Below are 20795 nucleotides of genomic sequence, written 5' to 3'. Positions count from 1 at the left end.
GGATGAAATTCTTAATTATACGATTCAGTTCGATCGGTGATATCGTACTCACTACTCCCGTTGTGCGGTGCCTGAAGAGGCAGGTGGCTACGGCGGAGGTTCATTATCTGACGAAAAAGGCCTTTCGGCCGATACTGGAAGCAAATCCCTATGTAGATAAGATACACTGTCTTTCCGATGATCTTTCGGGGCTCATTGATGCGCTCCGGGAGGAGGATTTTGACTATGTGATCGATCTGCATCACAATCTGCGTACGGCCCGGGTGAAGCGAGCGTTGGGGAAGAAGGCGTTTTCTTTTGACAAGTTGAATATCGAGAAATGGTGGTACACTAATTTCAAGTGGAACCGGATGCCGGACAGGCATATTGTGGACCGGTATCTGGATACGGTGGAACCATTCGGGGTGAAGAATGATGGGGCGGGGCTGGACTATTTTATTCCTGCTGCGGATGAGCTTTCGGCGGGGGATATACCGACTTCGCATCAGGCGGGGTATGTGGGGCTTGTGGTGGGTGCGGCGCTGGCGACGAAGAGGCTGCCTTTTCATAAGCTGCGTGAGGTGTGTGAGCGGGTCCGCTTTCCGATGATCCTGTTGGGAGGACCGGAGGATGCGGAGGTTGGGGAGCGACTTGCGGCGATCGATCCGGTGAGGATCTATAATTCCTGCGGGAAGTTCAGCCTGAATGAGTCGGCGGCGCTGGTGAGGCAGGCGAGGGTGGTGGTTACGCATGATACGGGGCTGATGCATATTGCGGCGGCGTTCAGGCGGCCGGTGGTTTCGGTGTGGGGAATACGGTACCGGATTTTGGGATGTATCCGTATTATGGACCGAATTATCTTTCGAATTTTAATGGGGGTGTGCCGTATGATGTTATGGAGGTGAAGGGGTTGGGTTGCAGGCCCTGTTCGAAGATAGGGTATAAGAAGTGTCCGAAGGGGCATTTTAAGTGTATGGAGGAGCAGAGCCCGGAGGGAGTTGTTTCGGCTCTTTATAAGAGGTTGTAGAGGATGGTTCACGTCGAGGCTGTGGGATCGGTCCACGTGGCGGGGTGTGGGATTGGTTCACGTGGTAGGAGCCGGTGTCTTGGAACGGTTCACGTTGGTGGGTGTGGGATAGGCACGGGGAGTTAGGTTATTCCGATCGCAGGCTGTGGGCGGGGTTAGTGAAGGCGGCCTTGATGGTTTCGAAGCTGACGGTGAGCCAGGCCAGGAAGAGTGCGGCTGCGGATGACAGAAAGTAAACGGGCCAGCCGATTTGTACGTGGTAGGCGAAGGACTCCAGCCATTGCTGAATGGCAAAGAGGGAGAGGGGGACGGAGATGACTACTGCGATGAGGATGAGGCGGGTGAAGCCGGTTGTCAGCAGGTATACGATATTGAATGTAGATGCGCCCAGGACTTTTCGAACGCTTATCTCGCGGGTGCGTTGCTGGGCCATGAAGGCGGAGAGGCCGTAGAGGCCGAGGCCGGAGATGAAGATCGCCAGGAATGCGAACAGCTTGAAGATATTGCCCATTTGTTGTTCTCCTTTATACTGACTGGCGAGGTCCTGGTCGAGGAAGTTGTAGTTGAAGGGATATGCGGGGTTGAGGGTATGGTATATTTTTTCCATTGCTTTTATTGTAGCTTCTGTCTTTCCGGCCTGTGCCCGGACCACAATATTGCCGCCCCAGTTGTTGAGGCGCATGACCAGGGGTTCGATGGTCTGGTGGATGGGTTTGAAGTTGAAGTCTTTTACCACGCCGATGATGGTGCCCTTGATGTCGTCCATCGTGAAGGGTTTGCCGATCACGCTGGCGGCCGTCTGGTTCATGATGCGGGCGGCCGTTTCGTTGATGATGAAGTTGGAGGAATCGGCCCTGAACGAGGTGGAGAAGTCGCGGCCGCTGATGATCTTCATATGGAAGAGGCTGATGAAGCTTTCGCTGATGTCGAGGGAGGGGATAACGATCTGAGAGTGCGGGTCTTTGCCTTCCCATTGTGTGTTGAGGTGACCGCTGATGATGTTGATGGGAATTTCGGAGACGATAGCATAGTTGCTGGTCAGCGGGTTTTGCAAGAGCTCTGTGCGCAGGGCTTTTTGTTTGCCCCATATTTCGCCGGTCATGGGTACATAGAGCAGGTTCTCTTTGTCGAAGCCCATGTTGCGGCTGCGGATAAAGTTTAGTTGGTTGTATACGGCGAAGGTGCCAGCGAGCAGTACGATGGAGACCACGAACTGGACGACGACGAGGGCGTTGCGGAAGAGTGGGGCGCCGGTGGCAGCGGCGAGATTGCCTTTCAGGACTTTTGCCGGGCGGAAGCCGGAGAGGAAGAGGGCGGGGTAGCTGCCGGCCAGGAAACCGGTGAGCAGGGTGATGGCCAGAAGGCCGAGCAGCAGGTAGCCGTCGGTGAGGTTTAGCCGGAGGTCTTTTTGCGCCAGGTCATTGAAGAGCGGAAGCAGTGACCATACAAGTCCGATGGCAAGCAGGAGGGCTAAGAAACTGATCAGCAGGGCTTCGCCGAGGAATTGCCGGACGATCTGTCCGCGGAGGGCGCCTACGACCTTGCGTAGTCCGACCTCTTTGGCGCGTCTTGCCGAGCGGGCCGTGGCAAGGTTCATAAAGTTGATGCAGGCAACCAGCAGGATGACGATGGCGACGATGAAGAATACGTTGACGTATTGCCGGTTGCCGTGTCCCGGAAAATCGACCTGCAGCGGGGTATCGAGGTGGATGCTGGTTAAGGGCTGGAACTGAAAGTTGACTTTGAATTGATTACGCGGAACATGCTGCTGATAGACTTGGTCAGCCTGCTGGCCGAGTTTTGTCAGAGCCGCGGGGGTAGTGGCGGATTGTGGATTCAGGAGTACGTAGCTGTAGAAATTGAAGTTGGTATAGACGTTGTTCTTCAGGTCGTCGTCTTCGGCCACGATGGAGGACATGGGCAGGATGCAGTCGAACTGAAGGTGAGAATTGGAGGGGATGTTGGCGAGGACTCCGGTGACGGTGACATAGGAGCCGTTGTCCTTTTTTAGTGTGTGGCCGATGGCGTTGACGGTGCCGAAATATTTTTTTGCCGCCGTTGCGGTGAGCAGGATGGCGTCGTGGCGGAGGAGGGCTGTTTTACGGTCGCCGGCGATGAGGGAAAAAGAGAAGATATCCAGGAAGGTGGAGTCGGCGTAAAAGGTGTTCTTTTCTTCGAATTTGCGGTTATTCCCTGCGTCGAGCAGGATGGTGTGTCTGTGGCTGAGGCGGACGGCGTTGCGGATGTCCGGTATGGCCGCCAGGAGGCCGGATGGCATGCCGGCGCAGTTGACGGCGGCTTTGAAGCCGGAGGCGTCGGCTGTGATGCGGAAGATGTGGTCGGCGTTGGTATTGAATTTATCGTAGCTGAGTTCGTTGCGGACCCATAAGAGGATGAAGATACTGGAGGCCATGCCGATGGCGAGGCCGGATATGTTGATGGCGGAGTAGCTCCTGTGGCGGATGATGTTGCGGATGGCGGAGCGAAGGTAATTCTTGAGCATGGCAGTGTGGTGGCAAAACTGAGGCCAGTGTTGTAAATGGTTAGGGGTGTTGGGGTTATGAGTGTTGACAACGGGAGGGTGTACGGATATGATACGGTGGAGTGTACGGTTCACGCGTGGTGCGGTGGGGGGTAGAGGGTTAGGCGATGGTTCATGGGGGCCGGATGGGAAGATGGTTTATCCAGGAGGGGACGGGGGTGTAGCCATGGTTTATGGGAAGATGGTTTATGGAGAAAGGACGGGGGGAACCATGGTTTATGGGGTTGCCCTTTTTTGGTTATTTTTAGAAAAAACTTGAGCCGCCATCACCTTCGTCATGACAAGACCTGTTTAAACTGTGGGACTATTGTGGAGGAGAGATATTGTTCGCATTGTGGTCAGGAGAATACTGAGCCTAAAGAAAGTATCGGACATCTTATCGGGCATTTCATTGAGGACGTCACGCATTTCGATTCAAAATTATTTACTACGCTGAAGGATCTGGTGCTGAGGCCGGGGTTTTTGACGCGGGAGTATGTGGCGGGCAGGCGGGTCCAGTATCTGAATCCGATAAGGATGTATATATTCATCTCGGCGGTCTTTTTCCTGGTGCTTTTTGCAGGGAGGAAAGAAGAGGGGACAGTTGTCGGGGAGGGGCATGCGGTGAATTTGTTCAGGCAGCGGGTGGCGGACAGTCTTCGGGATGTGGGAGGGGTTAGTCCGCAGGACGTTGGAGGGGAGAGTCTTCGGGGGAAGGGAGGGAGTGGTCTACGCAGTGAGGGGGTGGACAGTGTCAGGCGGCGGGTGAATCAGGAACTGGCGGCTAGTCTGGATACGGTGGAGAAGGGGAAGGCGGGGGAGGAATCGATGTTCTTTTCTGCCGGTGCGGGAGGCAAAATTGTGATCGATCTGGTCCAGACAAGGTATCATAGTCTGCGGGAGTATGATTCTCTGGAGCCACATTTGCCGGATAGTCTGCGTCATACGGGATTTTGGGGATGGGTTGCCCGGAGGAATATGAAGTTAAAGGAGGAGCATGGGGGACGCGGGCATATAAGGATAGAGAAGGATCTGGAGCATACGATACCGAAGCTGATGTTTGTGTTTTTACCGCTGTTCGCGCTGTATACAGGTTGGTTTTACAGCCGAAGGAAATATTACTACGTACAGCATGCTATTTTTTCAATTCACTTTCATTCTTTCGCTTTTTTAATTTTTTTGGTGCTGACACTGGTGAGTTTGCTGGGGGTGAGCGTGGGGCTTGTGATGGGTGGATACCTGTTGGTGTTTGCCTATCTTGTGGCGGCATTGCGGGGGATGTATGGTCAGTCGTGGGGGTTGTCGCTCGTGAAGGGAATTTTGGTCTCGGTGCTTTATGCGGTGACGATCGGGTTGTCCATGTGGGTGTTGGCGGTGGTGGCGATACTGCAGGCGTAAAGGGGAGGAGAAATGAAAAGCGGGTGTTCCTATTCGGGCACCCGCTTCTTTTATTGCAGTAAGGAATGTTCTTAGAGCGTTTTGAGGACGTCGTTCATGCTGCGGACGGCGTCGGCGCTTTTATTGAAGAGGGCCTGCTCTTCGGCGTTGAGGCCGAAGTCGAGGATCTTTTCCCAGCCGTTGCGGCCGATGGTGACGGGTACGCCGAGACAGATATCTTTCTGGCCGTATTCTCCGTTGAGGGAGACGCAGCAGGTGAAGAGTTTCTTTTCATCGCGGAGGATGCTTTCCACGAGTGCTGCTCCGGCGGCGCCGGGTGCGTACCAGGCGGAGGTGCCGATGAGTTTGGTCAGGGTTGCGCCGCCAACCATAGTATCAGCGACGATCTGCTTTTGTTTGTCTTCGCTGAGGAATTTTGTTACGGGGGCGCTGTTCCAGGTAGCCAGGCGGATCAGGGGGATCATGGTAGTGTCGCCGTGGCCGCCTACTACGACCGCGTTGAGGTCGGCGGGGCTACAGCCCAGGTGCTGGCTCAGCTGATATTTGAAACGGGCGCTATCGAGGGTTCCGCCCATACCGATGATACGGTTCTTGGGAAGCCCTGTCGCAGTCAGCGCCAGGTACGTCATCGTATCCATCGGATTACTGATGATGATCAGGATGGCGTTGGGAGAGTGTTTCAGGATGTTTTCGGCGACGCCTTTTACGATTCCGGCGTTGGTGCCGATGAGTTCTTCGCGGGTCATGCCGGGTTTACGGGGCAGGCCGGAGGTGATGACGACGACGTCGCTGTTCGCGGTTTTCGAGTAGTCATTGGTGCTGCCGGTGATGCGGGTATCGAAACCCAGCAGGGCGGCGGTCTGCATCATGTCCTGGGCCTTTCCTTCGGCCAATCCCTCCTTGATGTCGAGCAATACCAATTCTTCAGCTAGAGCGGCACGGGCAATATTATCGGCACAGGTGGCGCCGACAGCGCCGGCGCCTACAACCGTAACTTTCATCTGTTAAAATATTTGAGTGATAAAATTGATTGCTTGTCTTGCGCGACAAAGGTAGGGGAGGGTGAGCAATTGAGCGAGGATTAGCTGCCCTTTTTGTCAAAAGCGGCCAGGATAGTGTCGATCTTTTGCGTGCCTTCGAAAGTAGTTATCAGATTACCTTTTTTATCATATAAGGCGAGATAAGGCAGATTCTTTATCTTATAGAAGGGGGGCAAAAAGAACTTTTCGTCGCGGCCCAGCTTCATATTGGGGTGTTCGAAGATCCGGTAGTGGGTATTAAATTCTTTCAGCTCTTCGAAGGGCTGGTAGGTTGCCATGATGATCTCGACGTCCCTGAATTTAGAAAAGTCCTGGAGGATCGATTCCGTCTGGTGTTTGCAATGGTCGCAGTCCGGGCTGAAGAACATGATGATGGTGCGGTGGTTCCTTTTGACGTCTTCCTTTGTGAGATAGGTAGAGCTATCGAGTTTCAGGAGGTGGAAGGGGGGATGGTGGGGAACCGGAGATAGGGCGCCTCGTTTGCCTGGTCCGGGGTTGTCTGCTGAGGTGCAGGCTGCTGAGCGAAAAGGGCGGTACTGCTGAAGGCTAATATGGCGAGGGCCAGGAATGCTTTTTTCATCGTTTGTAGTTTCTTAAAATCCGGTGTAAAATTAAATCTTTAACGGAAAGGGAATTTTTTATTTGAGATTTACGAATCTTTCGTAGATTTACGAAAATATCGTAGGAAATGGAAAAACTCACGCATCAGGAGGAGGAAGCCATGCAGGCGGTCTGGAAGACTGGGGAAGGGTCTGTAAAGCAATTCCTGGACAATATGCCGCCGCCGGGCACTCCTTATACCACGCTGGCCTCCACGATCAAGAATCTGGAAAAGAAAGGGTATTTGTCGAGCCGGATGATCGGGAAGACTTACCTCTACAAACCAATGATCGAAGAAGACGAGTACAAGAAGAAGTTCATGAACGGCTTTGTCAGGGATTATTTCGACGATTCGTACAAGGCGCTGGTGAATTTTTTTGTAGAGGAGAAGAAGCTGAGTGCCAAGGAACTAAAGGAAATCATCGATTTAATTGAAAAGAAATGATGCTCTATGTCTTAAAACTCTCGGTGAGCCTGGCGGTGTTGTGGGTGTTCTATCAGCTGAGTGCTTCGCAGGCTGACCTTTTATAATCTGAACCGGTGGTATCTGTTGTGTTATTCTTTCCTGTGTTTCTTTATCCCGCTGGTCGATGTGGGGCCTGCGGTGGGAGCAGGGGATCTTGTCGGGGTCATCCGGATGATCCCGGTGGTAGCGGTTGCGGCGCCTGTCAGGCAGGCGGGCTGGGGGATATGGGATGTAGTGGCAGCGGTATTGGCAGCGGGGGCTGTTGTTCTGCTGGTCCGGCTGCTGGTGAGGTGGTTGTCGCTGGTCTGGCTGCGACGCCGAAGCCGGTTGCTGGTGGAAGATGGCCGGATCAGAGTCTACCGGGTGGAGGGCGCTGTCAGACCTTTCTCGTTCGGTCGTGCGGTCTATCTGAACCCCGGGCTGCATACGGAATCGGAGCTGGCGGACATCGTGATGCATGAGTATGTGCATATCCGGCAGAACCATTCGGTAGATATTCTGTTTGCGGAGCTGCTTTCTGTGGCTTGCTGGTTCAATCCGTTCGTGTGGCTGATCCGGCATTCTATCCGGCAGAACCTGGAATTTATCGCGGACCGGCAGGTGCTGGGCAGCGGGGTTGACAGGAAGGCTTATCAGTATCATCTATTAAATGTGGTGGGGCGGCCGGCCTACCGGATCGCCAACAGTTATAATTTTTCATCCCTTAAAAAGCGTATCGTTATGATGAACAAGAGCAGGAGCGCGCGGCTCCATTTGGTGAAATTTCTTTTTGTTTTGCCGTTGCTGGCGGTGTTGCTGCTGGCGTTTCGCAGTACTTATGCAAGAATCCGGCTGGTGGAGCGACCGGTGGTGGCGGAGGAGGCTATGAAGACAGAACAGGTCGGGGAGGCGGTGGCTGTGGAGAAGGCGGTGCGTCATTTGGCGACACCTGCGGTGGTGGCCAGGAGGCGGGTGACGGGTGATACGTCCAGGCCGGGAAAGGATACCGTGAAACTGGCGGCTCAGCCTTTATACCTAATGGATGGAAAGGAGGCTTCAACCGGGGAATTTAAGGCTTTGGCGCCTGCGGATATTTATGCGGTGAATGTCCTTAAGGGCGAGCAGGCGTTGACGTTGTTTGGTGACCGGGGAAAGGACGGGGTCGTTGCCATTACGACAAAAGAATTTCACAACAGGCATCAGGGTGCAATGAAGGATACTCTTACATACCGTGTCAGGCCGCTGTTGAGTGCCATTACAGAGAGGCCCGGGGCCCGGCCTTTGTATGTGGTGGATGGGAAGGAAGTGTCGGGGATACCCAATGACGTAACTCCGGATATGATCGAATCGATCAGTGTTATAAAGAACGAAGCCGCCAAAGCCGTGTATGGAGACAGAGGGAAGAATGGAGTGGTCATAGTCGTTCTGAAGAAAATTTCTTCCTATGTCCCGCGGATGACCATTGACGCGAAGGAAGGGCCGATGAGTATAACGGCGGATACGATCAGGACAAAATTGGGTGAAGATCACGTGGTGATAACGGCTGAAAAGGTTCCAGGCCAATAGTGTAGGTGCCGGAGGGTGAGGTGCCGGTGAGGGAGGTGGTGGTGAGTGAGGTGGTGGTAGGGTGAAGTGCAGGGCATTAGGGTGAGGAGTTGGTGGGTTAGATGGGTTGGTAAGAGCAATATTTGCCAGGTACTGAATTTGCTGTAAATTTGCCCCCTCTTCCCGGGTTTCGCTACTGCTATGTTTTTTAGTGGGGCGGGCGCCGGCGGGAGGGGGTTCTTTTATGAGGTCCAGGGGGCCTACGTCGGAGGACAATCATTTTAAACCGCGTTAAAAAAATTTTACAGCTTTTATGGCAAATACCGCAGACATCAGTCGTGGCATGATCATCAAATTGGATGGTAGTTTGTATACCGTGGTAGAATTCGGGGAGAACAAGACGGCCCGGGCTGCTGCAAAGGTTTGGGCAAAACTGAAGGGTGTTGACAATAGCCGCAGTATTGAAAAGACCTGGAACAGCGGGGATACGATCTATCCCGTGCGTGTCGAGCGCAAGGCTTACCAGTATCTTTATAAGGACGATACCGGTTATAATTTTATGGACAACGAGACTTTCGAGCAGATCGCGCTACAGGAGCACCTGATCGATGCCCCTCAGTTCCTGAAGGATGGCCAGGAAGTATCGGTTCTGATCAATACCGAGACTGAACAGCCGATGAATGTAGAATTGCCCGACAAGATAGTTCTGCTGGTTACTTACTCCGAGCCTGGTGTGAAGGGGGATACGGCAACGCGTACGCTGAAACCTGCTACTGTGGAGACGGGAGCTACGGTGAATGTTCCGCTGTTTGTCAATGAAGGCGAGTTGATCCGGGTCAATACAAAGACCGGAGAATACGTAGAAAGGGTAAAATAACACTTCGATTTCAATAGTATTCGGACCGTTGGGGTGCGCTCTGACGGTCTTTTATGTTCAATGGTGGGCCGGTGGTCCGGTACATTAAGCTTATACTCAAAGGGTTGAATTTTGAAAATTCGACGGTGTTTTTGGGTATATTTGGCTATAATCCCTATTTTCGTCGCCCAAATAAAACTGTAAATTCATCAATATGGATTTTAAACAGATTCAGGAATTGATCAAAATGATCAACAAGTCAAACATCGGCGAGGTGAGTATCGAAGAGAAAGGTTTCAAATTGACTATTAAGCAAAAAGAAGAACCTGTTCAACAATTAATTGCCGCTCCTCTGCAGGCTGCTCAGCCTGTCGCTTCGCTGGCTGCTCCCCCTGTCGCGGCGGCTGCTGCGAGCGCTGCTCCTTCCACGGCTGCGGAAAAGCCTGCGAAAGCTGCCGAAGCTCCGGCCGGCAACACGGTTACTATAAAGAGCCCGATGATCGGAACCTTTTATCGTAGCCCGTCACCCGACAAGCCTTCATTTGTAAATATCGGAGACGAGGTCACGCCCGGTAAGGTGGTTTGTATCATCGAGGCCATGAAGCTTTTCAATGAGATCGAAAGTGAAGTCACCGGTAAGATAATAAAGGTCCTGGTGGAAGATGCCTCTCCTGTAGAATATGACCAGCCTTTGTTCCTGGTTGAGCCTTAAGAACCGGTTCGCGCCGGACGCGCAGATATTAGCGATTCCACAAAAAAAGAGAATGTTTAAAAAGATACTGATTGCCAATCGAGGAGAGATAGCCCTCAGGGTTATCCGTACCTGTCGTGAGATGGGCATCAAGACCGTTGCGGTATATTCTACCGCGGATAAGGATAGCCTTCACGTCAAGTTTGCGGATGAGGCTGTATGTATTGGAAAGCCAGCCAGTTTTGACTCCTATCTGAATATCCCCCATATCATGGCTGCCGCGGAGATCACCAATGCGGATGCTATTCATCCAGGGTATGGTTTTCTTGCGGAGAATGCCCGGTTTGCCGAGATCTGTGGCGAGCACGAGATCAAATTCATCGGGCCTACTCCGGCGATGATCAATTCCATGGGTGACAAGATCACGGCCAAAGAGACCATGATCAAGGCCGGTGTACCGGTGGTGCCTGGTGGAGAGGGATTGCTGGAGAGTCTGGACCAGGCGAAGGGGATGGCAAAAGAAGTAGGCTATCCTATTATTCTAAAAGCCACGGCTGGCGGCGGTGGTAAGGGTATGCGGGTGGTCTGGGAAGAAGCCGATATGGAAAGGGCGTATAACACGGCCAAGGCGGAAGCCGGCGCTGCCTTTAAGAATGACGGTATCTACATGGAGAAGTTCGTGGAAGAGCCCCGTCATATCGAGATTCAGGTGGCTGGCGACCAGTATGGCAGGGTTTGTCATCTTAGCGAGCGGGATTGCTCTATTCAGCGGAGGCATCAGAAGCTGGTGGAGGAGTCGCCGTCGCCGTTCATGACTGAGGACCTGCGTCGTCGTATGGGCGAGGCTGCTATCAAGGCTGCATCGGCCATCAACTATGAGAGCGTGGGTACGATAGAGTTCCTGGTGGACAAGCATCGTAATTTCTACTTCATGGAGATGAACACGCGTATCCAGGTGGAGCACTGCGTAACGGAGGAGGTAGTGAATTTCGACCTTATCAAGGAGCAGATCAAGATAGCCGCGGGTGACAGTATCAGCGGAATGAACTATGAGCCGCAGGGGCATGCGATCGAGTGCCGTATCAATGCGGAAGATCCGTATAACGATTTCAGGCCGTCTCCGGGCCGTATCACGGTGCTGCATCAGCCGGGGGACACGGGATCCGGGTCGACTCGCATGCGTATGCGGGGTATACGATACCTCCGTATTACGACTCGATGATCGCCAAGATCATTGCGGTTGCACGTACCCGTGAGGAGGCTATCAATACGATGCACCGGGCGTTGAGCGAGTATGTGATCGAGGGGATAAAGACGACGATACCTTTCCACCTGCAGTTGATGAAGGATGAGAGGTTCCGTGCGGGGGATTTCAATACGAAGTTCCTGGAGGGTTTTAAAATGATTTAACGAGCGTTTCGACTGTCTGGGCTGCGTTGTGGTAGCCCGCCAGTTTGCGGATAACGGCCTCGACGAGAGCGTCGGGACAGGAGGCTCCACTGCTGATCAAAATACGCAGAGGGGCCTTTTTCGTTGACAGCCAGTCCTGGGTTTTTTCCTCTTGTTTTTTATGGAAGTTGTAGTGAAGGATCTCCTGAGGGGAGAGTATTTTTTCTTCAGAACTGATAAAGTAGGTGGGCATCTTTTCCTCGCAGAGTTCCACGAGGTGTGAGGTATTGGATGAATTATAGCCGCCTACGACGATGGCCATGTCGGCGGGTGTGTCGAGGAGGCCGAGGACGGCGGACTGGTTGTCCAGTGTGGCGTAGCAGAGGGTGTCGCGGGTGTCGGCGAAATGGTTCTCAACTGTCGCGGGGGTGAGGTTGTGGGTTTCGGTCATGGTCTGTTTGAGGAAGTCGGCGATGGCCTGGGTATCGCTGGCGAGCATGGTGGTCTGGTTGACGACGCCGATGCGGGTGAGGTCTTTCTTTACGTCGAAGCCCTCGCTGTACTGGCCCTTAAATGTCGTATAGAAGGAGTCGGGGCTTGCTTTTCCGTTGATGTATCCGGCGAGGAGCTGGGCTTCTTTCATGTCCTTTACCACCACGGTGGGCGTGGATGCGGCGGCGTGGGAGAAGGTGGCGCGGGTCTCTTCGTGTCCTGGTTTGCCGTGAACGACGATGGTATAGTCTTTTTGGGCTATTTGTGCGCTACGGTTCCATACCTTCTCGACGAAGGGGCAGGTGGTGTTGTATTTTTCTGTCGCGATTCCGATGTCCTGCAATCTTTTCTCGATCTCCAGCGTTGTGCCAAAAGCCGGGATGATGACGATATCGTCTTTTGTGAGGTTTTCGAAGGGGATCAGCTGTTTGCCGTGGGTGTCCTGGAGGAACCGGATCCCGCGGGACTGGAGGTCGGCGTTGACCTGGGGTTATGGATCATCTCGCTGAGCAGGAAGATGCGTTTGCCGGGGTTTTCGTCGATGGTGCGGAAGGATATTTCGATAGCGTTTTCCACGCCGTAGCAGAAGCCGAAGTGGCGGGCGAGGTAGATCCGGAGGTTGCCGAGGTCGAGGAGGGTGGGGGTAAAGTCCTTCTTCATTTTGTCCTGCTGTTTTCGCCGGTTCTTTATGGCGGAGATCAGCGGGCTTCGATAGATGATGGGGATGTCGAAGTTTTTCATCAGGGGGCAAAGGTACGAAACTGGCCGTTGGGGTAGAGGAATATATGTTAAATTGGGGGGCACTGGGGGAGTTGGGGGGACGTGAACCGGAATCGGGAGAAGGGAATATGAACGGGGAGGGGGACGGTGAAGAGGATGTGAACCGGGGAGGGGGACGGTGGCCCACCCGGGGGGTGAACAGGGGAGGGAGAGAGATGGAAGGGAGAGGCGGAAAGGAGAGAGGTGGGAATAGGGAAAGAGAAGATTGGGATATGGATAAAAGTATTTGAATATGAATGAAGTTTTTCGTCCGGTGGATTGGATCTATTCGTCCAATGTTTATGAAGTGAATCTGAGGCAGTATACTCCTGAGGGGACGATCGCGGCATTTCGCCGCGAGTTGCCCCGGCTGAGGGATATGGGAATCGAGGTGCTTTGGTTTATGCCGATCACGCCGATCGGGAAGGAGAGGAGGATCGGTAGTCTGGGGAGTTATTACGCCTGTTCCGACTATGTATCGGTAAACCCGGAGTTTGGGACGGTGGATGATTTTGCCGATTTGGTTAAGGAGGCGCATCGGATGGGTTTTAGGGTGCTCATCGATATAGTGGCCAACCACACGGCCTGGGATCATCGCTGGACCCGGGAGCATCCCGAATATTACCGGCTGAACGCAGAAGGAAAATTTTATGATCCCAATGGGTGGGAGGATGTGATCGATCTCAACTATGATAACCCCGGGCTAAGGAAGGCAATGATCGACGTTATGCGGTTTTGGATGGAGAAGTGTGACGTGGACGGATTCCGGTGCGATATGGCGATGCTGGTCCCGCTGCCTTTCTGGCGAGAGGCGAGGCAGGCGCTGGATCCGATAAAGCCTCTTTTCTGGCTGGCGGAATGCGAGGAGATCGCCTATCACGAAGTTTTTGATGCGACGTATACCTGGAAGCTTCTGCACAGGATGGAGGACGTGTGGAAAAAGGTAACGCCGGTGGATGGTCTGGACGAGGTCCTTAATTACTACGATACAAAATTCCCTGCAGGCGCGCTGCGGGTCTTTTTTACTACCAATCACGATGAAAATTCGCATAGCGGCAGTGAGTATGAGCGGCTGGGGGCCGCGGCGGATGCCTTTGAAGTGCTTTGCTGCACGTGGAGCGGTTTGCCGCTGATCTATAGCGGCCGGGAGCTGCCGAATACCAAGCGGCTGAAGTTCTTTGACAAGGACGTCATCGATTGGACGGGACGATACGAGAAGCACCGGTTTTTCCAGCTGTTATTGGGATTGAGGAAGAGGAATCCGGCTCTGCGGGCGGGAGGTGAGGAGGCGACATTGCACAGGTTGTTCGTGAAAGAGGAGAACTGTTTTGCGTTTGCGCGAAGGAGTGGGGAAGATGAGGTGGTGGTCCTTCTGAATTTTTCCGATGGGTGGTTGACGGTATCGAATACGGAGCTGCTGCTGGTGGATGCTTATGATGAACTGTTTACGGGAACGAGGTTTGATTTTTCGAAAGCGAAGGATATATCTGTTTCGCCGTGGGGATATGCTGTGCTGGAGAAGAAGAAGGGATAACCGCGCGGATGAAGGGGCGGCCGGGTGGAGTTGACCGCGTGGTGAGGGATGGACGGAGTGGGGTTAGCCGCGTGGTGAGGGATGGACGGAGTGGGTTTAACCGCTTGGTGAGGGGCCGGTGGAAATAGAAAGGGCTGACCTTTCGGCCAGCCCTCGGAATTATTTTTGACTATGGGATCAATTGCCCGAGGAGATGCGCAACGGATAGGTATAGACTCCTTCGTATCCAGGGAAGACGCCTTCCAGCTTGATCGTGCCGGTTGCTTTCTCCACCAGCTTTCTGGAACTCTTCCACGCTATGTACCTCCTGGCCATTGGCCTTCAGGATGATAAAGCCTTCCTGTACGCGGGATTTGTCCATGAGCCCGTTCTCAGTAACGTCTCTTACCGCGACACCGCCTTTTACGTCAAGGCTGGTTGCTTCTTTTTTGCTGAGGGTTTCGAGCTTGGCGCCCAGTTTGTCGAGGGCTGAGGACTTGACAACTGCCGTCGTACCCGAGTTGTTGCGGAGTGTGAGCGGAACGGTAGACTCTTTGCCATCTCTTTTATAGGTAACCGTTATCTTGTCGCCGGGGCTGTAGGTAGCGATCTGGCCCACCATCTCGGCGCCGGTGACTACGTTGATGCCGTTGAGCTTTGTAATAACGTCTCCCTTCTTTATACCCGCGTGGGCTGCTGCGCCGTCGGCGGTAGCGTCCATCACGTATACGCCTTCACCGTCCTTGATACCGGCTTCTTTCTTCTGGTCTTCGCTCATGTCGTCCCGGGGATAAGAAATACCCAGGAAGGCGCGCTGCGGCGTACCGAATTTCATGATGTCGTTGACGACTTTCTTGACGATGTTGACGGGGATGGTGAACGAATACCCGGCATAGGAGCCCGTTGGGGAAGCGATGGCAGAGTTGATGCCGACCAGCTGTCCGTCGGTATTGATGAGGGGGCCGCCGCTGTTGCCGGGGTTAACCGCGGCGTCGGTCTGGATAAAGGATTCTATCGGGGTCTGGCTCTGGCGTCTGTTGATGTCGAGGGTTCTTCCCTTTGCGCTGACGATACCGGCCGTAACGGTGGTTTCGAGGGTAAGCGGATAGCCTACTGCGAGGACCCACTGGCCGATCTTCACGTCGTCGGAGTTGCCGTAGAGCAGGAAGGGCAGGTTGGCTGCGTCGATCTTGATGACGGCCGGTCGCTGCTGGGGTCGGCGCCGACGACCTTTGCCTTGAAGGATTTCCGGTTACTCAGGGTAACGGTGACTTCGTCGGCTCCGTCGACGACGTGGTTGTTGGTGACGATATATCCGTCGTTGCTGATGATGACCCCGGAACCGGAGGCCATTTCCGGCATGGATCTCATCCCGTTGCCGCCTCCGCCGAAGAAGTCGTCGGGGTCGATGCCAAAGAGGTCAGAGAAGGGGTTGTGCTTGGGGAGATTATTGCTGACGGTGCGTACTGTCTTCGTTTTGATATGGACGGTAGCGGGGATGGCGGCGCTTGCTGCGTCGCTGAAGTCGGCCGGCCCGTTGGCTGCACGCCCTTCCTTACCTTCGAAGAATTTGGCGTAGTTAGAAGGAACTTTGCCGGAATCCTGCTGAGAATATACATAAGTCTTTGCACCGTTGAAATGATTGTAGCCCCACATGGTAGCAAAGGCGGTCGATGCACTGAGCAGAATAACAGCTACTACTTGTTTTGCTCTCATTTGTAATAAAATTTTTTCGTTTTAGTGGCTTTTTTGGCCGGGGTAGTTGTTCAATTTGTATGCCTGAGACATCAAATTAACGCCAAGGTTTGGTTTAAGGTCTTACCGCATACTTAGTTTAACAAATAATTTACTAAGACCTTCGTAGATCGCCCAGCGGCCATACTACTAAAGGTACGAAGAAAAAAGAGGGACTTGAAATACAATATTTTAGGGGAGGGGTGGGAGGCTTCCGGCCAGCTGCCCGATTCGGAAATTATTGCAGGCGGGTCTGTCAGCTGGTCATAGGTCCCGTAAAAATTGCAGGGTGTCGACGCCGTCGGCGTAGTCTTCGAGGGTGGGGCGCTGGGCTTTTCCGAAGGGGATGGGGGCGGAACTGCCCGGGGCGGCGGATCTGTCGGTGGTGGCGGAGCCGGCGGTGGTGGCGGCGGTGGCTGAGCCGACGACGCACTGGATATCGGAATCCGCGCCGGTGGAGATGGAGGGGGATGGCCTGGTTTGTAGTATTGATAATGAAGTACGCTGATGGCGCTGAAGGGGGACTCGTTCTCTGTGAGGAGGATGGTCCCGTCGGTCATATAGAATTTTTTATTGAGGATGAGCAGGGTCAGCTGGTAGTCGTAGTTGTGCTTGTATTTGTTAAGGTCGGAGAGGTGATCGTATTTTTTGAAGGCTTCGAGCAGGGGGCGGAAGTCGTAGTTCTCCGGGACGTAGATCTGGGTCACGTTGCGGCAGCCAAGGCCAAAGTACTGGTTGACGTCGTCGGCGAGGGCTTCGAGCGCGGCCCCGCTTTCGTCGCCGGTGAGTATGGCCACTGAAGTGCGGTTGCGTCGAATGATATTGGGGTATTTTCCGAAATAGTAGTCGAAATAGCGGGCGGAGTTGTTGCTGCCCGTGGCGATATAGGCGTCGCAGCCGTTGAGCCGCTCCGCGAATTTGATATGGGTATTTACTTCCGGCTGTATACCCGCCATCCATTCCACGAGGTGGCGGATCAGGGACTCGTCGCGGGTGGATACCTTTATCTGCTGGTAGTGTCCTGAGATAAAAATCGACAGCATGTCGTGGAAGCCGACGAGTGGGATATTGCCGGCCATGATGAGTCCGATATTTTTGGGGGCCTTTTGTTCGGCTGGCAGGTCATATTTTTTCGCCCATGCCGCTAGCTTGTCCTTTTGCAGATATTCTTTAGCGATCTGCTGTATGGCGAGATGGATGAACTCCGGGATGAACCAGCCATTCTCTTTCGAGGCCTTGTATTGAACTGCTTCCCAGGCCGGTGCCGTGGAAAGCATGTAGTTTCCGAGTTCGGCCAATAAATCTATCCGTTGTTCGAGTTTCATAAAATCCACGCTATATTTGTGCACGCTGCAAAGGTACCATAAGGCTCTGAAAGACCCGGATCTTTTCAGGAACGGGATGGACCGAGGGACGTTCCCAAGGGAACCGAAGGGAACGAGCGAGAAAAGTAAGGGACGACGCTTTTCGAAGCTCTCCAGCGAAGTTCAGACGGAGGACAATTATTAGCGTTTTGCCGCAGATACGCTAATTTTTGGAAAAGCGTATCTTCGGCACGTATTCATCATATCTAAATTTTTGAAAAAATATGGCAATTAAAATAACAGAGGAATGTATCAACTGTGGTGCCTGTGAGCCGGAATGCCCCAATAATGCGATCTATGAGGGCGGGGTAGAATGGGCTGTAACGGACGGCACCAGTGTCAAGGGACCGTTCACCCTGCTCGATGGGACGGTTATCGACGCCAGCCAGCGGAATGCTCCGATCAGTGTCGATACTTATTATATCGTACCCAATAAATGTACAGAGTGTCAGGGATTTCACGAGGAGCCGCAGTGTGCTGCGGTTTGCCCGGTGGACTGTTGTGTGCCGGATGAGATGTACAAGGAGACGGTGGAAGAGCTGCTGGCCAAGAAGGAGAAGCTGCACCTGTAGAAGTTGGGGGAGGGGGCCGGCCCCGGAAATGCAGGCCGGTTGTGGATAAATTAGTAGTTGTTTTTTGGGAAAGTTTCCAAAAATTGGTACCTTCAGGTCAGTGTATTTTAGTTTACCAATGTAGCGGATGCTACATGAAAATAGGCGGGTGATATTTCCCGTCATAAAAGGGGTGAAGGGGATGTTTCCTTCACCTTTCTTATTTTTGGCCCGACGCTCCTTGTAGTTAAAAGTGTCGCGTCGGGCCAAAAATATCATATGCGTTGCGACCGAGGGGAGAGTCCCATCGGTACTCCCCTGACGAAGTTTATTTGATGGAGAGCATTTGGGGAAGCGCTGGGATGGCGCCCTGGGGAATGATTGAGGGAGTGGACACGGGGAAGTGGATACGGGGGGATGGGATTGTGGGGTTGGCCTGGGGTAATGAGGCGACCCGGGGATGGGATTGTGGGAGCGGCCCTGCACGGGGGATGGTGAGATTATGGGAGCGGCCCCGCACTGGGATGGTGGGATTAGAATAAACTACCTGCCTTTTTCGTTATTTTGCGCAAAATCATTTCTGTCAATGAAGCCAACCATTGCATTTGTTACCGGTGGTTATTCCGGGGAGTCGGTTATTTCCTACAAGAGCGCAATTACCATTCAAAAGAATCTGGACTATGACCGGTATACGGTGTATCGGATAGATATCACGCCGGAAGGGTGGTTTCATGAGCAGAGGGATGGAAAGAAGGTGACTGTAGACAAGAATGATTTCTCGGTATTGGTTGATGGGAGGAAAGTGCGGTTTGACGCGGTGTTGATCGGGATCCATGGGACGCCGGGGGAGGATGGGAAATTGCAGGGATATTTTGACATTTTGAATCTGCCCTATACCAGTTGTGATGCGGCTGTGTCGGCGCTGACCTTTAACAAACGGTTTACGGTGGCGGTGGCCGCCTTTAACGGGATCAATGTGGCGAGGTCGGTATTCCTGCTGAAGGGGCGGATCGGGAGCCCGGATGAGGTGGCGAAGAATTTGCAATTTCCAGTTTTTGTAAAGCCGAATAATGGTGGGTCGAGTATTGGGATGTCGAGGGTAAACTCGGCTTCCGAAGAGTTGGGGGCGGCAATTGAAAAAGCGTTTAAAGAGGACGACCAGGTACTGGTTGAGGAATTTATTTCCGGGAGGGAGTTTACGGTTGGCGTATTCCAGTCCAAGGGCGAGATCATCGTGCTGCCGCTGACGGAGGTGAGGAGCAAGAAAGAGTTTTTTGATTTTGAGGCGAAATATACGGCGGGGCTGAATGAGGAGACGACGCCTGCCGTAGTCGATGAGGCGATCGCGGAGAAGGTGAGGGCTGCTGCGCGGAAAATTTATAGAGTTTTTAACTGCCGGGGCATTATCCGGATCGATTTTATCTACAATGAGGCGAAGGCAGAACCGTTTATGCTGGAGATAAACACGGTGCCGGGCCAGAGCGAGGCGAGTATCGTGCCGCAGCAGCTGAGGGCGCTGGGCTGGACGCTGAAAGATTTCTATTCGGCGCTGGTCGACGAGGCGCTGGGAAGGAAATAAAATCTTTATTTTACATCGCCCGAGCGGTGGGTTAAGCCGGTCGGCTCATCTTAAAATTTGAATAGTGTTTAAATTTCTGACTAGTAAGCCACTCTGGGTCAATATATTAGCCGGTATAGTCGTGTTGTTGCTGTTATTGCTGCTGTTCCTGGGCTCGCTGGCCCTGCTGACCCAGCATGGCAAGACTATGCGGATTCCGACGGTGACCGGTCTTTCCTATACGGATGCTAAGAAAAGCCTTGAGACCCAAGGTTTTGACGTCCAGATACAGGATTCCGTCTATTCCGATACGATGAAGCCGCTGCAGGTGGTCAAACAATTCCCCGAGGCGGAAAGTCAGGTCAAGATCAACCGGACCATCTATCTCACGATCAACCGGGCCCAGGCTCCTTTTATCCAGATGCCCAATCTGGTGAGTATGAGTTTCCGGAATGCGGAGTCAATACTGAGGCAATATGGATTAAAGATCGGGGACACCATTTTCAAGCCCTATTTCGCGCGTAATTCGGTGTTGGAGCAGCAGTTCAAGGGCGATCCGATCAAACCCGGAACACAGATACAGCAAGGCAGTGCGATAACGCTGGTATTGGGCAACGGTATTGGCGGAGGCCAGGGTTTATAGTTCCCGACCTGTTCGGTCTGACCTATCTCCAGGCGAAGGGCCGTCTCGATTCTATGGACATATCCATTGGCGCCGTGGTCATGTCGAAGGATGTGCGGGACTCCGCGGAAGGCTATATCTACAAGCAGGCGCCGAACCAGATGGGGGATGGAGGATTGCCGAACCGCATCAAGCAGGGTATGGCGATCGATATATGGATCGGGGCGCAGCGGCCCTCGCGTGATTCCACGGCTCTGCAGTCTTCGCCGAGTGCGTATTAGAGTGGGGAGACGCGGCCGGACCAAGGATTGGGGGAGGGGCCCGGGGATTGGGTATTAGTTACTAATTTTACAAAAATTATATATGCAAGCTATTTCTGTTGAGGAAGTAAAGAAAAGATTAGATGCCGGTGAGTCGCTTAACCTGGTAGATGTGCGGGAACCCCACGAACATGCGGACTTTAATATAGGAGGTATCTTGTTGCCTCTGGGACGTGTACAGCAGTTGGATACCGATGAGATCGAGTCCTTGAAAAATGACGAAGTGATCGTATATTGCCGCAGCGGGAATCGCAGTGGAATGGCATCTATGATCCTCGAGTCGGCGGGTTTTACCAATGTGAAGAATCTCACGGGCGGGATGATGGCCTGGCAGGAGAGGATCGGGTCCTAAAAAGTGTCGCGCCCCTGGCGGGGTGGGGAAGGGTGAGGG

The 20795-nt window shown here is 53.3% G+C and carries 21 protein-coding genes and 1 pseudogene; 14 read left to right on the top strand and 8 right to left on the bottom strand.

Going from position 1 to position 20795, the window contains the following annotated elements:
* Window positions 1–2 precede the first annotated feature (2 nt).
* Window positions 3–884 (top strand): glycosyltransferase family 9 protein, encoded by an 882-nt coding sequence (locus ACQ86N_RS35925; RefSeq protein WP_431211249.1) that lies wholly within the window; start codon window positions 3–5, stop codon window positions 882–884.
* A gap of 249 nt (window positions 885–1133) precedes the next feature.
* Here ACQ86N_RS35925 and ACQ86N_RS35920 read toward each other — a convergent pair whose 3' ends face one another.
* A complete protein-coding gene (locus tag ACQ86N_RS35920) occupies window positions 1134–3509 on the bottom strand; it encodes an ABC transporter permease (RefSeq protein WP_431211248.1) in 2376 nt (791 codons plus the stop codon).
* A gap of 348 nt (window positions 3510–3857) precedes the next feature.
* On the opposite strand from ACQ86N_RS35920, the gene ACQ86N_RS35915 reads away from it, so the two are divergent.
* Window positions 3858–4925 (top strand): DUF3667 domain-containing protein, encoded by a 1068-nt coding sequence (locus tag ACQ86N_RS35915; protein ID WP_431211247.1) that lies wholly within the window; start codon window positions 3858–3860, stop codon window positions 4923–4925.
* 71 nt (window positions 4926–4996) lie between these two features.
* On the opposite strand, the gene mdh is transcribed toward ACQ86N_RS35915, so the two are convergent.
* The 3 genes from mdh to ACQ86N_RS35900 all read right to left on the bottom strand — a co-directional run bounded on the left by mdh (window position 4997) and on the right by ACQ86N_RS35900 (window position 6545).
* Window positions 4997–5926: a malate dehydrogenase gene (mdh, locus tag ACQ86N_RS35910; protein ID WP_431211246.1), complete on the bottom strand. Its 930-nt coding sequence runs from the start codon at window positions 5924–5926 to the stop codon at window positions 4997–4999.
* Window positions 5927–6006: 80 nt separating this feature from the next.
* Complete coding sequence (locus ACQ86N_RS35905) at window positions 6007–6399, bottom strand: TlpA family protein disulfide reductase (RefSeq protein WP_431217723.1); 393 nt, start codon at window positions 6397–6399, stop codon at window positions 6007–6009.
* The gene (locus ACQ86N_RS35900) at window positions 6396–6545 is read right to left on the bottom strand and encodes a hypothetical protein (protein ID WP_431211245.1); all 150 of its coding nucleotides are present in this window, start codon (window positions 6543–6545) and stop codon (window positions 6396–6398) included. The genes ACQ86N_RS35905 and ACQ86N_RS35900 overlap by 4 nt, the downstream gene beginning before the upstream one ends.
* Before the next feature lie 108 nt (window positions 6546–6653).
* On the opposite strand from ACQ86N_RS35900, the gene ACQ86N_RS35895 reads away from it, so the two are divergent.
* From ACQ86N_RS35895 to ACQ86N_RS35870, 6 genes are all read left to right on the top strand, one after another.
* Entirely contained in the window at window positions 6654–7010 is a 357-nt protein-coding gene (locus ACQ86N_RS35895) for a BlaI/MecI/CopY family transcriptional regulator (RefSeq protein WP_431211244.1), read from the top strand.
* A 60-nt stretch (window positions 7011–7070) separates the two neighbouring features.
* A complete protein-coding gene (locus tag ACQ86N_RS35890) occupies window positions 7071–8576 on the top strand; it encodes a M56 family metallopeptidase (protein ID WP_431211243.1) in 1506 nt (501 codons plus the stop codon).
* 292 nt (window positions 8577–8868) lie between these two features.
* Window positions 8869–9432, top strand: coding sequence for an elongation factor P (gene efp, locus ACQ86N_RS35885; protein WP_431211242.1), 564 nt, complete (start codon window positions 8869–8871; stop codon window positions 9430–9432).
* Between the two features lie 193 nt (window positions 9433–9625).
* Window positions 9626–10123, top strand: a complete 498-nt coding sequence (gene accB / locus ACQ86N_RS35880) for an acetyl-CoA carboxylase biotin carboxyl carrier protein (protein ID WP_431211241.1) — start codon at window positions 9626–9628, stop codon at window positions 10121–10123.
* A 52-nt stretch (window positions 10124–10175) separates the two neighbouring features.
* Window positions 10176–11324 (top strand): acetyl-CoA carboxylase biotin carboxylase subunit, encoded by a 1149-nt coding sequence (locus tag ACQ86N_RS35875; RefSeq protein ID WP_431211240.1) that lies wholly within the window; start codon window positions 10176–10178, stop codon window positions 11322–11324.
* Window positions 11264–11512, top strand: a complete 249-nt coding sequence (locus tag ACQ86N_RS35870; RefSeq protein ID WP_431217722.1) for a hypothetical protein — start codon at window positions 11264–11266, stop codon at window positions 11510–11512. The genes ACQ86N_RS35875 and ACQ86N_RS35870 overlap by 61 nt, the downstream gene beginning before the upstream one ends.
* Here the strand turns inward: ACQ86N_RS35870 and ACQ86N_RS35865 are convergent.
* A pseudogene (locus ACQ86N_RS35865) lies at window positions 11499–12643 on the bottom strand (4-hydroxy-3-methylbut-2-enyl diphosphate reductase). The gene ACQ86N_RS35870 and the pseudogene ACQ86N_RS35865 overlap by 14 nt on opposite strands.
* A 352-nt stretch (window positions 12644–12995) precedes the next feature.
* Here ACQ86N_RS35865 and ACQ86N_RS35860 point away from each other — a divergent pair.
* Window positions 12996–14276, top strand: a complete 1281-nt coding sequence (locus ACQ86N_RS35860; protein ID WP_431211239.1) for an alpha-amylase family glycosyl hydrolase — start codon at window positions 12996–12998, stop codon at window positions 14274–14276.
* A gap of 169 nt (window positions 14277–14445) precedes the next feature.
* On the opposite strand, the gene ACQ86N_RS35855 is transcribed toward ACQ86N_RS35860, so the two are convergent.
* The 3 genes from ACQ86N_RS35855 to ACQ86N_RS35845 all read right to left on the bottom strand — a co-directional run bounded on the left by ACQ86N_RS35855 (window position 14446) and on the right by ACQ86N_RS35845 (window position 17314).
* Window positions 14446–15396 (bottom strand): PDZ domain-containing protein, encoded by a 951-nt coding sequence (locus ACQ86N_RS35855; protein ID WP_431211238.1) that lies wholly within the window; start codon window positions 15394–15396, stop codon window positions 14446–14448.
* Complete coding sequence (locus ACQ86N_RS35850) at window positions 15393–15971, bottom strand: trypsin-like peptidase domain-containing protein (protein ID WP_431211237.1); 579 nt, start codon at window positions 15969–15971, stop codon at window positions 15393–15395. Before ACQ86N_RS35850 ends, ACQ86N_RS35855 begins: the two co-directional genes overlap by 4 nt.
* Window positions 15972–16084: 113 nt before the next feature.
* Window positions 16085–17314 (bottom strand): hypothetical protein, encoded by a 1230-nt coding sequence (locus tag ACQ86N_RS35845; RefSeq protein ID WP_431211236.1) that lies wholly within the window; start codon window positions 17312–17314, stop codon window positions 16085–16087.
* 263 nt (window positions 17315–17577) lie between these two features.
* Between ACQ86N_RS35845 and ACQ86N_RS35840 the strand changes: the two genes are divergently transcribed.
* The 5 genes from ACQ86N_RS35840 to ACQ86N_RS35820 all read left to right on the top strand — a co-directional run bounded on the left by ACQ86N_RS35840 (window position 17578) and on the right by ACQ86N_RS35820 (window position 20756).
* Complete coding sequence (locus ACQ86N_RS35840) at window positions 17578–17925, top strand: 4Fe-4S dicluster domain-containing protein (RefSeq protein WP_431211235.1); 348 nt, start codon at window positions 17578–17580, stop codon at window positions 17923–17925.
* Between the two features lie 565 nt (window positions 17926–18490).
* Entirely contained in the window at window positions 18491–19483 is a 993-nt protein-coding gene (locus tag ACQ86N_RS35835) for a D-alanine--D-alanine ligase (RefSeq protein WP_431211234.1), read from the top strand.
* 64 nt (window positions 19484–19547) lie between these two features.
* Window positions 19548–20105, top strand: a complete 558-nt coding sequence (locus tag ACQ86N_RS35830; RefSeq protein WP_431211233.1) for a PASTA domain-containing protein — start codon at window positions 19548–19550, stop codon at window positions 20103–20105.
* A 53-nt stretch (window positions 20106–20158) separates the two neighbouring features.
* The gene (locus ACQ86N_RS35825; protein WP_431211232.1) at window positions 20159–20365 is read left to right on the top strand and encodes a hypothetical protein; all 207 of its coding nucleotides are present in this window, start codon (window positions 20159–20161) and stop codon (window positions 20363–20365) included.
* A gap of 82 nt (window positions 20366–20447) precedes the next feature.
* Entirely contained in the window at window positions 20448–20756 is a 309-nt protein-coding gene (locus ACQ86N_RS35820) for a rhodanese-like domain-containing protein (protein ID WP_431211231.1), read from the top strand.
* The last annotated feature ends 39 nt before the right edge of the window (window positions 20757–20795 follow it).

This window comes from Puia sp. P3 (assembly GCF_050632245.1).
GTDB lineage: Bacteria > Bacteroidota > Bacteroidia > Chitinophagales > Chitinophagaceae > Puia.
The sequence above is the reverse complement of the archived record's forward strand: the minus strand, read 5'-3'. Positions and strand labels throughout refer to the sequence as shown.

Excerpts from the sequence above, each read along its gene's own strand:
- ACQ86N_RS35925 (WP_431211249.1), top strand. The coding sequence starts at position 3 with ATGAAATTCTTAATTATACGATTCAGTTCGATCGGTGATATCGTACTC.
- ACQ86N_RS35920 (WP_431211248.1), bottom strand. The coding sequence starts at position 3,509 with ATGCTCAAGAATTACCTTCGCTCCGCCATCCGCAACATCATCCGCCAC.
- mdh (WP_431211246.1), bottom strand. The coding sequence starts at position 5,926 with ATGAAAGTTACGGTTGTAGGCGCCGGCGCTGTCGGCGCCACCTGTGCC.
- ACQ86N_RS35900 (WP_431211245.1), bottom strand. The coding sequence starts at position 6,545 with ATGAAAAAAGCATTCCTGGCCCTCGCCATATTAGCCTTCAGCAGTACC.
- ACQ86N_RS35895 (WP_431211244.1), top strand. The coding sequence starts at position 6,654 with ATGGAAAAACTCACGCATCAGGAGGAGGAAGCCATGCAGGCGGTCTGG.
- efp (WP_431211242.1), top strand. The coding sequence starts at position 8,869 with ATGGCAAATACCGCAGACATCAGTCGTGGCATGATCATCAAATTGGAT.
- accB (WP_431211241.1), top strand. The coding sequence starts at position 9,626 with ATGGATTTTAAACAGATTCAGGAATTGATCAAAATGATCAACAAGTCA.
- ACQ86N_RS35875 (WP_431211240.1), top strand. The coding sequence starts at position 10,176 with ATGTTTAAAAAGATACTGATTGCCAATCGAGGAGAGATAGCCCTCAGG.
- ACQ86N_RS35860 (WP_431211239.1), top strand. The coding sequence starts at position 12,996 with ATGAATGAAGTTTTTCGTCCGGTGGATTGGATCTATTCGTCCAATGTT.
- ACQ86N_RS35850 (WP_431211237.1), bottom strand. The coding sequence starts at position 15,971 with ATGAGAGCAAAACAAGTAGTAGCTGTTATTCTGCTCAGTGCATCGACC.
- ACQ86N_RS35845 (WP_431211236.1), bottom strand. The coding sequence starts at position 17,314 with ATGAAACTCGAACAACGGATAGATTTATTGGCCGAACTCGGAAACTAC.
- ACQ86N_RS35840 (WP_431211235.1), top strand. The coding sequence starts at position 17,578 with ATGGCAATTAAAATAACAGAGGAATGTATCAACTGTGGTGCCTGTGAG.
- ACQ86N_RS35835 (WP_431211234.1), top strand. The coding sequence starts at position 18,491 with ATGAAGCCAACCATTGCATTTGTTACCGGTGGTTATTCCGGGGAGTCG.
- ACQ86N_RS35825 (WP_431211232.1), top strand. The coding sequence starts at position 20,159 with ATGGACATATCCATTGGCGCCGTGGTCATGTCGAAGGATGTGCGGGAC.
- ACQ86N_RS35820 (WP_431211231.1), top strand. The coding sequence starts at position 20,448 with ATGCAAGCTATTTCTGTTGAGGAAGTAAAGAAAAGATTAGATGCCGGT.